Annotated in this window: 11 protein-coding genes; 3 read left to right on the top strand and 8 right to left on the bottom strand. The window is 62.1% G+C overall.

Translation table 11 applies throughout. The annotated features are described in order from the left end of the window. Positions 1–15 precede the first annotated feature (15 nt). Both QCE63_RS20370 and QCE63_RS20365 read right to left on the bottom strand, forming a co-directional pair. Positions 16–1,071 carry an NAD(+)/NADH kinase gene (locus QCE63_RS20370; RefSeq protein ID WP_309835536.1) on the bottom strand — a complete coding sequence of 352 codons (1,056 nt, stop codon included), beginning with the start codon at positions 1,069–1,071 and terminating at the stop codon, positions 16–18. Positions 1,072–1,253: 182 nt separating this feature from the next. After that, on the bottom strand, positions 1,254–3,239 hold the full coding sequence (locus QCE63_RS20365) for a sigma-54-dependent Fis family transcriptional regulator (RefSeq protein WP_309835534.1): 1,986 nt from the start codon (positions 3,237–3,239) through the stop codon (positions 1,254–1,256). 239 nt (positions 3,240–3,478) lie between these two features. Between QCE63_RS20365 and QCE63_RS20360 the strand changes: the two genes are divergently transcribed. Next, on the top strand, positions 3,479–3,709 hold the full coding sequence (locus QCE63_RS20360) for a hypothetical protein (protein WP_309835533.1): 231 nt from the start codon (positions 3,479–3,481) through the stop codon (positions 3,707–3,709). A gap of 44 nt (positions 3,710–3,753) precedes the next feature. Here QCE63_RS20360 and QCE63_RS20355 read toward each other — a convergent pair whose 3' ends face one another. Next, positions 3,754–4,521: an SDR family oxidoreductase gene (locus tag QCE63_RS20355; RefSeq protein WP_309835531.1), complete on the bottom strand. Its 768-nt coding sequence runs from the start codon at positions 4,519–4,521 to the stop codon at positions 3,754–3,756. A gap of 88 nt (positions 4,522–4,609) precedes the next feature. Beyond that, on the bottom strand, positions 4,610–5,113 hold the full coding sequence (locus tag QCE63_RS20350; protein ID WP_404990184.1) for a hypothetical protein: 504 nt from the start codon (positions 5,111–5,113) through the stop codon (positions 4,610–4,612). 380 nt (positions 5,114–5,493) lie between these two features. Here QCE63_RS20350 and QCE63_RS20345 point away from each other — a divergent pair, with 380 nt between their 5' ends. Then, entirely contained in the window at positions 5,494–6,198 is a 705-nt protein-coding gene (locus tag QCE63_RS20345) for a glutathione S-transferase N-terminal domain-containing protein (protein ID WP_309835529.1), read from the top strand. A gap of 265 nt (positions 6,199–6,463) precedes the next feature. Beyond that, positions 6,464–6,823: a hypothetical protein gene (locus QCE63_RS20340; RefSeq protein ID WP_309835528.1), complete on the top strand. Its 360-nt coding sequence runs from the start codon at positions 6,464–6,466 to the stop codon at positions 6,821–6,823. A gap of 95 nt (positions 6,824–6,918) precedes the next feature. On the opposite strand, the gene rpoD is transcribed toward QCE63_RS20340, so the two are convergent. The 4 genes from rpoD to QCE63_RS20320 form a co-directional block, all read right to left on the bottom strand. After that, positions 6,919–8,922: an RNA polymerase sigma factor RpoD gene (gene rpoD / locus QCE63_RS20335; protein WP_309835527.1), complete on the bottom strand. Its 2,004-nt coding sequence runs from the start codon at positions 8,920–8,922 to the stop codon at positions 6,919–6,921. 279 nt (positions 8,923–9,201) lie between these two features. After that, positions 9,202–10,548, bottom strand: coding sequence for a replication protein O (locus QCE63_RS20330; RefSeq protein WP_309835526.1), 1,347 nt, complete (start codon positions 10,546–10,548; stop codon positions 9,202–9,204). A gap of 315 nt (positions 10,549–10,863) precedes the next feature. Further along, positions 10,864–11,838, bottom strand: coding sequence for a ParB/RepB/Spo0J family partition protein (locus QCE63_RS20325; protein ID WP_309835525.1), 975 nt, complete (start codon positions 11,836–11,838; stop codon positions 10,864–10,866). Beyond that, positions 11,839–13,017 carry an AAA family ATPase gene (locus tag QCE63_RS20320; protein ID WP_309835524.1) on the bottom strand — a complete coding sequence of 393 codons (1,179 nt, stop codon included), beginning with the start codon at positions 13,015–13,017 and terminating at the stop codon, positions 11,839–11,841. Positions 13,018–13,139: the final 122 nt, after the last annotated feature.

Here is a 13,139-nt window from a genome sequence, read left to right as displayed (position 1 = left end):
CTCCTTGGGGTGGGTTCAGCGGGTATGACGCATGGGCTGGCGCATCAGCCCGGACGCCGCCGCGTAACGCATGCACGCAGCCACGTCGATACTGCGAAAAGCGTTCTCCCTCAGCGTGACGGTCACTTCGTCATCGGGACCGAAGGCCAGCTCCCGTTCACCGTCGAGCGCGACGATGCCCGTGCGCTGTCGCACGCGATGCGGCACGCCATCGGCGAGACGCGTCCAGCTTGCGATCGGCACGGACTCCATCAGCCCGGGCGCGATCGGCGCGCACAGATCGAACTCGCCTTCGCCGGGCGCGGCGAGCTGCACCGCGAGTCCGCCGCGATCGTGACGGCCGAGCGGTTCGAGCAGCCCCGCGATAGCCGACATGCCGATCGCCTGCGGATCGGCATAGGACACGTAGACGGCGGCGAGCGTCTCGATCTTCCACAGCGCCCGCGCGCCGATGAAATGCTCGTGCGAGATGACGGCGTCGACCAGCGCGATGTCGTGGCGCACGGCGCCGTCGCGAGCGCGAATCTCGATATCGAGCCGCTTGTTCGACGCCAGCGCTTCGTGCGCCGGCACGCGCGCGGTGGCATAGAGGCCGGTCGCGAGACCGGAGATGGTGGGCTCGCGCATTTCCGGATACGCGTTGTTCGTGCCGGTGGAAAGCCCTGCGAGCGGCACCTGTCCGCACTCGCGCACGACCGCGCGATGCGTCCCGTCGCCGCCCAGCACGAGCAGCGCATCGACGCCCGCTTCGCGCATCATGCGCGCGGCGCGGAAGGTGTCGTCGACGCGCGCGGTCACCGGCATGTCGAGGAACTCGACGGCGGCGAGTCCGGCATCCGGACCCTGCTTGCGCGCCAGATGCCGTTGGAGCATGACCTTGAGGCCTTCGCGGTCGGGCATCATCAGCACGCGCGGCACGCCGCTCGCCGCCAGCGAGGACAGCAGCCGCAACACGATGTTCACGCGGTCGGCGAGTTGCAGACTATTGGCGTTGGCGATGACGCGCCGGATGTCCCGCGCCGAAACCGGATTGGCGATGATGCCGACGAGCGGCGTTGCGCTGACACGCATGCCTGTGTCTCCGTTCTGTGTTTTGTGCGGCGGATAGAGGCAAGCGTTATGCCAATTGGACGAAGGGGTTCAGCGGGGAAAAAGCGCGGGAATACCCGCGGAAATCGCGGGTGTAACGCGTGCCGCCGTGACAGGTGTCACAGCGGCAGGTGTCTCACGGTGGACAGGCGTATCGCGCGGGTTCAGTGGCCGTCGCGCTGATTGGGCGACTGGATGCCATAGCGCGCCATGCGCCGGTACAACGTCATGCGGCTCACGCCGATCTGTCGCGCCACCGCGCTCAGATTCCAGCTCGCCGCGCGCAGGTACTGCATCAGCAGCATGCCTTCGGGCGGCAGGCGATGCGGATCGAACGCCTCGACGGCGCGCGGCGCGTCGTCCGGCATCGCGACGTGGCTCAGGCCTTCCGGCAGATCGTCGATCTCGATCACAGCGTTCGAGCACACCGCGCGCGCATAGCGCAGCGCATTGCACAACTCGCGCAGATTCCCCGGCCAGTCATGCCGATGCAGCCGCTCGCGCGCGCCCGGCGAAAGCGTCACCGTTGGACGCGCGCTGTCGTCGCCTTCTTCGAGAAACTTGCGGATCAGCCAGTCGAGATCGGTGCGCTCGCGCAGCGGCGGCAACGTGAAACGCGCGCCGTTCAGCCGGTAGTACAGATCTTCGCGGAAACGCCCGTCCTGCATGAGCGCATCGAGCGACTGATGCGTCGCCGAGATCACGCGCACATCGACCGACACGGGCCGCGATGCGCCGATCGCCAGCACCTCGCCCTCCGCCAGCACGCGCAGCAGACGCGATTGCAGTTCGCGCGGCATGTCGCCGATTTCATCGAGGAACAGCGTGCCGCCATCGGCTTCCTGGATCAGGCCGCGCTTCGCCTTCGCGCCCGCGCCGGAAAAGCTGTTCGGCAGATGGCCGAACAGTTCGCTTTCGATCAGCGTCTCCGGAATCGCCGCGCAATTCACCGCGACGAACGGACCCGTGCGGCGTGCGCTCGCACGGTGCAGTGCCTTCGCGAAGAACTCCTTGCCGCTGCCTGTTTCGCCATTGACGAGCAGATTGATCGGCGCATCGGCGAGCTTGGCCGCGCGTTCCAGCTGCCGCGTCAGCGCCGCATCGCCGCCGCAGAGCGCGGCAAGCGGCGCGGGTACGTCCACGATGCGCGGTCGGCTCGCGCTCGTCGCCGGCGCGATGCACGGCGCGGGAGGCATCACGCTCAGGTAAAGAAACGCGCCGGTTTTCGCGAGCGGCACCGCGCGCAGTTCGCTCGGCCTTGAATAGACGAAGCGGCCGAGTTCTTCGAGACGCGCGTCGAAGAGCGTGTCGAACGGCACGCCGATCAGCGACGCCGCCGGTTCACCCGGCGCGATCGGCCGGCCGATTTCCGCCGCCAGCATGGTATGCGCGCGCCGGTTATGGCCGACGATGCGTCCGCCCGCATCGAGCGCGATCAGGTATTCAGGATCGACGTCGACGAATTCCGGCGACGCGTTCAGCTTCAGGATCCAGTCCTGCCGATGCGTGCGCAGGAAGTTGGCGTTCTCGATGTGCCCCGCGTAAATGCGCACGAGTTGCAGCGCGAGGTTCTGGCTGTCGCGCGCTTGCGGCGATACGAGCGCGGAGATATCGAGGATCGCGGAAAGCGCGCCGCGCGAATCGTAGAGCGGGGCTGCCGTGCAGGTGAGCGGAATGTGCGTGGCGTCGAAATGATCGAGCTGATGGACGGTCAGCGCCTGTCCCGTGGTCAGCGCAGTGCCCACGGCGCACGTGCCCGCGCCCGCTTCGCTCCACTCCGCGCCGAGATAGAGGCCCGCGCGGCGCAAGGCGGCATCGGTGTTGGCATCGCCGATGTAGTCGACGGTCACGCCCAGCGCGTCCGTCAGCAAGACGACGTAGCCCATGCCGGCCACTTGCTCATACAGCGTCTCGAGACCGTGACGGGCGATGCGCGCGAAGTCGTCGATACGCTGCTGATGTTCGCGCAGCCGGGTCTGCGGCAGGATGCGCGCCTCCTGCATGCGCGACGGGTCGAGTCCGTATTGATGCACGCAACGCCGCCAGGACGATTCGATGATGCTTTCGTGCAAGCGCTGCTGGGCCAGCGACTGTGCCCGCGTGGTGGCCGCGACGACTGCCTCGATGTGCTCGCGTTGCCGCATGTCCATGCGTGCTCTCCTTGGTGTCTCCAGCGTCGGGCTTTTATGGGCGCGGGCAGCGCGCTTTGCTTTGATCGCCCCGGGTCAGTCGTGTTGTGGTGTGCTGTGTCGTGCCGGGCCGCCCGCACGCGGATTTCACCGATTCGCACGGGCGTGTCTCAGGCCATATGATGCTCGAATCGGCAGGACGCGTCATGCGGCAGGAGCGCTGCGCCGCAACATGCCGTCGGACAATACGGAGACTCAGGATGACGAAGATCGCCTACGAAGATTTCGAGCGACAGGTCGTGCAGCATCACCTCATCAAGGGCAACGTGTACGAGAACGGGGCGGCGCTCGTCGAGCGCGCCAATCAGTGGATTGCGGAGCATGGCGCGGATGTGCTGAACGTCGAGAGCCTCTCGACGTTCGGCGCCGGCGACGATACCAGCGTGAGCCACTGGTATTCCGGTATTCGCGTCTGGTATCGGATCGGGTAGCGGCTCGGGTGGCAGCTCGGGTGGCGGCTCAGGAAGCGGCTCGATCAGCCGCGGCCGACGAACGGCATTTTCGTCGCCATCACCGTGTGGAACAGGACGTTTGCCTCGAGCGGCAGGTTCGCCATGTAAAGCACCGACTGGCCGACGATCTTCACGTCCATCATCGCTTCCACCGCGATCTCGCCGTTCGCCTGCGGCACGCCTTTCGACATGCGCTCCGAAAGCTCCGTCATCGCGTTGCCCACGTCGATCTGACCGACCGCGATGTCGTATTTCCGACCATCCAGCGAAGCGGTTTTCGTCAGGCCCTGAACCGCGTGTTTCGTCGCGGTGTAGGCCGCCGAATTCGGGCGCGGAGCGCTGGCGGAGATCGAGCCGTTGTTGATGATGCGGCCGCCCATCGGCGTTTGCGCCTTCATCGTGCGGAACGCCTGCTGGAGGCAATAGAACATGCCGTTCAGATTGATGTCGACGACATTGCGCCATTGCTCCGGCGTCCAGTCCTCGAACGGTCCGGGCGGGTTGGTCACGCCGGCATTGTTGAACAGCAGATCGACGCGGCCAAAATGCTGCACCGCCGTCTTGAAGCACTGCTCCACCGATTGCGGGTCCGACACGTCCGTCGGCACGGCGAGCGCGCGACCGGCGGCGTCGGCTTCTTCGATCACCGCTTGCAGCGGCGCCGGGCGACGTCCCGCCAATACGACCGACCAGCCGTCGCCGAGAAGGGCCAACGCCGCCGCCCGGCCAATTCCGCTACCCGCTCCGGTGACGATGGCGATTCGTTGAGACTGGTTGGCTGCGTCGGACATATCGGCGTTCTCCTGTTGTTGGGCGCGCAACAGCTGCGCGCTGAATTTGGGAGAACATTATCGCCGCGTTCGCACGGTTCCAGCGGATTCAGCGATTACGCGAAGCTTCCGTCGTGACAGGGCCGGCCGTCGTCGTGTTGTGCGCGTCGCGTCCGTCGCAGAAAACAGCGGTCATCAGCATCGGCACGACTTGCTTCACCACGGCCGTGCTGCCGGATTCCCGCACCTTCGCCTCCACCGTTTCCGCGGCCCCGAGGACCACGACGCCGTATGAAGAATCACTGACCGGCTGTCCGCTGCCGCGCTTGAACATGTCGTCGTCCTGCTGATAGCCCAGCACGGCGAAGACGCGGAAACCGTAAGCGGTGAGCTGACTGCCTTGCATCGGCTTGAAAGCGTTGACGGAGTTGGATTCGACGCGCATCGGACGCGCGTCGATGGATTTGTCGGCGACCAACGGCGCGATAAAGCGGTGCGCGCTGGATTTGCAGTCGAGCTGACTGTCGAGCGGGGTGGCTTCGCACAGGCTGGGCAGCAGTCCCCCGACCACGGCAGCGCATGCGGTGAGCATTGCGAGAGGAGCGGTTTTCATGGCAGCGATAAAACCTATCGGTTTGTAGGCCAACACAGATGCACGGGCACCCGCATCGATGCAATAAGCGAGCCAGCGAATCGGCTCACACGTTGCGCAGCGCTGCATGCTTCCCGCAAGGGGCATGGCTTCTTGTTGATCGGTTGAATTCTTTGTCGGGGCGCTTCGCTCTGACCTCGTGCTCGTAGTGTGAATCCTACAATCGTTTTAGTAGTCGAGGTCTGGACAGAATCTGCGTTTCGACACGCCGAGTCTGTTCGAGATCCCTCAATTTTTGCGCGGGGAGATGTCGGTTCGATGACCCTGCGCGCGACAGTGGTGCGAAACGGAAATCCAGCGACTTGGTTATATTCTGCGATTCGACCCTCAGAGGACTTTCAATGACCGCGCTCACCGATTTTCCGATCACCCAGAAATGGCCCGCTCAGCATCCGGAGCGCATTCAGCTCTATTCGCTGCCGACGCCGAACGGCGTCAAGGTTTCCATCATGCTCGAGGAAACCGGACTGCCTTATGAACCGCATCTGGTGCGTTTCGACGCAAACGATCAGTTGTCGCCGGAATTCGTTTCGCTGAATCCGAACAACAAGATTCCCGCGATCATCGATCCGAACGGACCGAATGGCGCGCCGCTTCCGCTGTTCGAATCCGGCGCGATCCTGGTTTATCTGGCGGCGAAGAGCGGGCAACTGATGCCCGACGACATCGCGAAGCGCTATGAAACGCTGCAATGGCTGATGTTCCAGATGGGCGGTGTCGGGCCGATGTTCGGGCAGGTCGGGTTCTTCAACAAGTTTGCCGGCAAGGAATACGAGGACAAGCGGCCGCGTGCGCGGTATGTCGCGGAGTCGAAGCGCCTGCTCACGGTGCTCGATCGACAACTCGAAGAGCGCGAGTGGATTATCGGCGACGAATACACGATCGCCGATATTTCCATCTTCCCGTGGGTGCGCAATCTGGTCGGATTCTACGAGGCGCGCGAGCTCGTTGATTTTCACGAGTTCAAGAACGTCGAGCGCGCCCTCGACGCGTTCTTGCAGCGCCCAGCCGTAATACGCGGTCTCGACATTCCGAAGCGGGGATAAGACGTTTTCAGAATGCTTTCGGACTAACCGGGAGGTTGTCGAAAGCGACGCTTTCCAAGCGGATGACACGGTTCGGACAATAGGTTCACAATCGGCAGACGTCCGTCGCGCAAGATTCAAACGTCGCAAGAATAGTCTTGCGCGTCAACGTCTTGCGCAACGAATGCCCAGGATATCCACACGCTTGTGCTCGGATTCTGGGGATAAGTCTTCTCGCTCGCTGCAATGCCGTTGATCCGTTTCCGAAGCCGAGGTGGACACACCCATGAACGCCCTCTCCCGCTCTACGCTCTCGCCGCTACGCCGTGTGCGCCGATTCGTGCTGCTGTCGTCCATCGGACTTATTGGTATCGCAGCGCACGCGCAGGCGCCCTGTCCGGGCTATGTCGAAACGGATTCCGGCAGCGCCTTCGATCTCGCTTCGATCATCCGGGACGCCGGCTCGCCGCAATCCGCGCTGGGCAGGCTGCGTGATGCGGTCGCCAAAGTCGATGCGGGCGGCGGCTGTTCCAGATTCCGCGACCAGCACGCATGCGAAGAGACGTTGACCCTCGCTCACAAGGCGATCGTCGCGCTCGAATCATGCTCGTCTCCTGGCGGCGCGAGGGGTTCGGCGCACGGCTGATGAGATTGCGGGCATAAAAAAACGCGTGCCGCCCGGTGAGGCGGCACGCGTTCAGTCTCGGCTTGCCCGGACCGAAGTCCGGACGGTTCGAGCGCTTAGCGATCCAGGAAAGGACGCAGCTTGTCGGCGCGGCTCGGATGCATAAGCTTGCGCATCGCCTTGCTCTCGATCTGGCGAATACGCTCGCGCGTGACATCGAACTGCTTGCCCAGCTCTTCGAGTGTATAGTCCGACGCCGTATCGATACCGAAACGCATGCGCAGCACCTTTGCTTCACGCGGCGAGAGTGCGTTCAACGCATCGTCGATGGCGGCGCGCATGTTCGCGTGCACCGCAGCCTCGGCCGGCGACGTCGCGCCCTGATCTTCGATCATGTCGCCCAAGGTTGCATCGGCATCTTCGCCGACCGGCGTTTCGAGCGACACCGGCTGCTTCGCAATCTTGAGAATGCCGCGAATCTTTTCCTCGGGCATTTCCATGCGCTCGGCCAGCACCGACGGATGCGCTTCCTGACCGGTCTGCTGCAGGATCTCGCGCGAAATACGGTTCAACTTGTTGATCGTTTCGATCATGTGAACCGGCACGCGGATCGTGCGCGCCTGATCGGCCAGCGAACGCGTCACGGCCTGACGCACCCACCACGTTGCGTAGGTCGAGAACTTCCAGCCGCGACGATATTCGAACTTGTCCACTGCCTTCATCAGTCCGATGTTGCCTTCCTGGATCAGATCCAGGAACTGCATGCCGCGATTGACGTACTTCTTGGCGATCGAGATCACGAGACGCAAGTTGGCTTCGATCATCTCGCGCTTGGCCTGACGCATCTTCAACTCGGCAGCCGTCATCTGACGGTTGATCTGCTTCAGTTGCTTGAGCGGCATTTGCACGATGCCTTCGATGTCGATGAGCTTTTGCTGCTCAGCCTGAATGGCCGGCAAGCTGCGCTCGAGCGACGCGCCATAATGCTTCGACGCCGCCGCCGTACGCGTGGTCCATTCGAGATCCGTTTCGTGGCCCGGGAACGACTCGACAAACTTCTCGCGCGGCATGCCGCACCGGTCGACCGCGATAGCCAGCACGCGACGCTCGATCTCACGCACCTGCGCGACTTGCTGATGCACGTCGGCGCACAGGCGGTCGATGGTCTTGGCCGTGAAACGGATAGAACCGAGCTCGCGCTGGATTTCGGCGCGCGCCTTTTCCACCCCCTTCGACGCGACCACGCCCGAACCCTTCGGATGACTTGCCTGTTCGGCGAGTTCGCTGACGCGTGCGAAGATGGCGAGGCAATCGGCCTTCAGCTGCTTCAGGCGCGCTTCGTTCGATGCGCCGGCATCGTCACCGTCGAGATCATCTTCGTCATCCGAATCTTCGTCGGATTCATCGGTATCCGTATCGATTTCGGCTGAATCGGCGGTGTCGGAAGGAGACATGTCCGCGTCCTCCGTATCTTCTTCCTTCAAGCCGTCGACCAGGTCGTCGATCTTCAGCTCGCCCGCCTCGACTTGCGCCGCGTCCGCGAGAATGCTTGCGACCGTCGACGGACAGGCGGCAATGGCCTGAATCATTTCGTGCAGACCGTCTTCGATGCGCTTCGCGATGGCGATTTCGCCCGCGCGCGTGAGCAGCTCGGTGGCGCCCATTTCGCGCATGTACATGCGGACGGGGTCGGTGGTGCGGCCGAATTCGGAATCGACGGTGGAGAGCGCGTTTTCCGCTTCCTCGTCCGATTGCTCGTCGGTGACGACGCTCGGCGCGGCGTCGTTCAGCAGCAGCGTTTCAGCGTCCGGAGCCTGCTCGTAGACCGCGACGCCCATGTCATTGAATGTGCTGACGATGGTTTCCATCGCTGCGGTTTCAGCGAAATTGTCCGGCAGGTGGTCGCTGATTTCAGCGTGCGTGAGATAACCGCGTTCCTTGCCCAGCTGGATGAGCGCGCGCATCTGGCGTTGACGCTCTTCATTCTGCTCTGCGGTCATTGCGACATCGGGCTGCGTCGTGCCGGCCTGGCCCTTGCCTTTGTTCGCCCGTCGTCCTGGCGACTTGCGCGCCGGCGCGACGATGTCCAGCTCCGAATCTTCCCGATCAAAACTTGCCATACTTTCTCCTCGACAGGTTTGCTCGGCGACGACAGATCCCCGGGAGCGAGCGTTACGGCTCGCGATGATTTCGATGACAGCTTCGACCACGGACGGCTTGCTGAAAATCGCATCGAGCAAAACACGCAGACCGCATTCACGTGCGGCCGCGCTTTTCAAACGCCCTCTCAGACGCAACCTTAGAGTGTATCAGCTTCTGTTGCGTCGCAGCAGGTATTCTGAAAACTTTTGTCGGTGACGTTTGGCTGACCTCTTCGCCTGACGTCGCAAGGAAATCGGTTAAAGATCAGCGGGAGTCAACCCCACGGGCGTTTGAAATGGGGTTGGATCACGCTGAAGCACGGCGACGCTGGATACTTGTCGCAAAAGCTCGCTCAATGGCCTGCGAGCGCTTTCGAGCAAGGCGGATGATGCAACGGGTGCAATGCCTGCCCTCGCCGTCTTAGTTGGGGCAATTCCGGCTTGCTTCAAGCGGAGGAATTGTCTGAGATCGCGCATGTGCTGTTCTGATCCAGACGGAGCGGATTTCGACTGTGGGGAGGTGCTTAACCGCGGCGTGTCATGGAGTGAGTGCGCGGCTTCCATGGCGACGATACGCCCGGCTTCCATCGCGGCGACGAAGTCCTGAGTCCAGTTGCCGGCGTGCACACGGGGACGGGCTTCATCGCGATGATGGATCGTGACGGAGGTGGCGTCGGTCGACACATGATACGTGCGCATTCCATCGCGGCTCGCGAACGCCTGTCCGGCGAGGTGAACGACCGTGCGCTCGACGTGCAGCGCGCGATCGTGATGCTGTTGGTCGGATTCTGCAGCGGCGCGCTGCGTGCGCAGCCGATACGCGAAATCGACCGGTGCTCGTAGCAGCGTACGCAGGTAACTGATCGGATGGGTGGCCCGGCGCAGGTGTTGCCAGCTGGCTTCGACGACATCGGAGAGGAGTTTCCCGGAGCGCTTCGCTTCGCTCATGAGTTTGAAAATCAGGAATTCACGAAATCCCAGCGGCAACAGGCGTTGAAGGTCTGAGGGGATGCGTCCTGGTTGTCTCTTTTGATGAGTAGGGTTTAGATCCTTATATATAGCTCCGTCTGCCAGCGTGGCACACGGCGGTGCCAAAGAAAGCTCGGGGCAGGTGCCAACCGACTGCATCCGAGGGACAGTCGGCGAAGATTCGGAGTCGGCATCAGGTTCCACGAGACCAAGCAGATTTGCTGCTCTGGACGTCAGATGCAGATATGCCCTTCCGAAGAGTCCGGCGGAACCGTAGCGCATCTGTGGCGGCCGGCTAATGAAACCCGCGGATTCGAGGTCGTCGAGACTGCGATAGAACGTCCGCATGGATTGCATCGCCCGGCCAGTCAGCAACTCGCGACGGGCAAAGATGGCCGCAAACGGCTTGCTGGCGTCGACGGTGCGAGCGAGGGCAGCGAGCAAGGCTCGCGCACGAGCGGGGAGAGCGGAGGTGTGCGTCGCCCGATGTGCGGCACGGAAAATCACCCACGGAAGGTTGGAGCGGTCGCAAGCGTACTCGTCGAGTGCTTGTTGATCTTGCTCCACCGAGGGCAATTCGGATTTCTGCGGGCGAACAACCACCTCGCCTGCAACGGAATGTTGCGCGATACGCATATCAAGTACGTCCATTTCGAAAAATGGAAGACAAACGCTTGACTGCCTATCGCGTTCCGCTAAACTTCGAGGTGCGTACTCGTGACCCGATTGGCGTCGGGAAGCGGACCGGGCGACTTGCAGTAAAGCCCAATATTCAAAAGCCTTCGGTTGGCGCCGAAGGCTTTTGTCTTTCTAGCGTTTGCTATTTACATAGCGACCTCTTGTTTCTGAATAGCCAAATCATTGATTTCTAAAGAGTTTCTACTAGAGTCACAGCGCTGATTCTCTCTGAATCTGACTAAGTCGTTGATTTCAAAAGAAAACCTACTAGAGCTAATCGTGCTCTGAGTCGCGAAGCGTCTGGTTGATGAATTCGGCAATCCGTTGCCCCCACTGCTCCGCCTCTGTCGCATCCTTCTCAAAGAAGCGGACGCCCACCACGCCATTGCGTGTCGACACCTCGCATACCTTCCTTCTGCCGGCGCGAACGACGGTCGCGCTCGGTGACGCGACGCGTGGCTTTTCGGCGGCGAACGAGACTGCTTTGTCTTGCGTGAACGACTCGTCATCAACCAGGCGGCGCACCGCCTCGATCACCTTGTCCGCTTTGCCTGCTTCCGTCAGCGCCGCCAGTTTCTGCGCGGCATTGCTTCCGAGTCGTTCAGGCCGCTCTGCGAGCGCCATCTTGGCCGCATCGGGAAGGGCGTCGAAAGAAAAAATCCGCGTGACGTGGCTTTTGCTCAGTCCCGCGCTTTCTGAAATCTCCGTACGCGTCAGCCCGCTCAACTCCTGCAGTCGCTTGAAGTTCCAGTACTTCTCGAAGTCGGTGAGCGACGGCGAAAGCAGGTTCGAAAAGAACGCGGCGAATTCGATCTCACCCTCTTCGATCGACGCCACATTGGCCCGGATCGTCGTGCGGCCCAAGTCGCGATAAGCGGCAACCCGATTGTGTCCCGCAACGATCTCGTAGCGCGCATCGGGCAGCGCGCGCACCAGAATGGGCGTCGCGAGCGCATGCTGCGCCAGGTTGTTTTTCAGTTCCTGATATTGCTCAGCGGTCAGTTTGCGTCGTCTTCCGTCGATCTCGACAAGCGAGTCAAGCGGGACTTCTAACGCCGCGCGTTCCTCGAGCTGTACTTCAAGTTCCTTGATTCGTGCCTGCGCCGAATTAATGCGATTCTGCGCATCCATCAGTCGGCCCGGCGAAGTGCGCGCCTCCGCGTTGACTGGCCGCTGCTGTTGTGACGTCTCCGCCGGCTTGCTGCCGATGTTCGCTGTCTTCGCGAGGAGTCTGTCCCCGATACCCATTTAAACCTCCGTCTGATTCCAGGCGCGAACGAATTGCGCGTCGAGGTGTTCCGCGAGTCTGTCGAGCGGGTCTTTGAACCGGTTGTAGGCCGCTGTGCTGCCATCCGGTTTCGAAAGGTCATACACCGTAGACAATTGAGCCGATGCTCCCTTCGGCACGGTCGACTCCGGGATCTCGAACGGCAGTACGCGGTCGCCGTAAGCTTTTTGCAGCCAGCCACGCACGACGCGCGAGACGTCGTCCGACTTTGCCTTGGTCAGGATCACATTGACGAAGTCGAAGCGCTTCTGCTCGAGCACGCCCGGCAGCTTCTTCGCGATGTCCGCGAAGAGGTGCCAGAACTGGGTCGAGCTTGCGAAGTCGAGTGCCTCGGGCGGGCAGGGCAGCAGGATCGCGTCCGACGCAAGCAGCGCGTTGATCGTCAGGTAGCTGAGCGCAGGCGGCGTATCGATGATGACCGCGTCGTACTCCTCGGTCAGCGGCATCAGCCCTTTGCGGACGATCTCCCAAAATTCGAACGTACTGTCGTTCAGCACCTTTGCCGGAATCTCGAACTCGGCATCGAACAACGACGACGAAGCCGGGATCAGATCCAGGTTGTGCCAATACGTCTCCTGCACCGCGTACTGAAGCGTCTGCTGATCGCCATAGATCAGCGGCAGCAGCGTCTGGTCATCGGAAATTTCAGCGTCGGGCGCCCAGCCGCACAACTGCGTGGTGGTTCCCTGAGGATCACAATCGATGACCAACACCTTGCGCCCGAGCAGCGTCAGCGCTTGCGCTGCCGATACCGCGGTCGTGGTTTTGGCGACGCCACCCTTGAAATTCGCGACCGTGACAATTCGCCCGCGCTTCCCATCGGGCCGCCGAACGCGCTCCTTGGTCGAACGAATCCAAGTGAGCGCCTCCTCGAGCGTGAACTCCTTGCTTCGTCCGGCGCCTTTAGACGTGCCGGCGGGCAGGTCGCCCTTGGTCGTCAGGTACTGGAAGCGCTGCTTGTCGACACCGCACAGCGTCGCAACCTGCGAGCTGGTGAATGTTGGCGCGCTCTTGCGCGGATACGGCTCCAACATTGCATCGCGGATCTGATTAAGGATGTCAGTGGCTTGGGCGGCCACTCCCAAGAGCGTTTCGATCGAAACGGATTGATCGACTTCGGGAAGCCGAGCGCTTAGCATGGAATTCGCATCACTGGCGGGCCTGGGTAAGCAAACAATTCTTCGGTTTGTGGAAAACAAGCTGCAAACCGAAGAATAAACGTCGAACCGGTAAACCTCAAGTAAACTCTGAGGTACTTGAA

The organism is Caballeronia sp. LZ065, assembly GCF_031450975.1.
In the GTDB taxonomy this organism is placed as follows: Bacteria; Pseudomonadota; Gammaproteobacteria; order Burkholderiales; family Burkholderiaceae; genus Caballeronia.
Note: the sequence above shows the minus strand (reverse complement) of the source record. Positions and strands in the feature narration are given on the sequence as shown.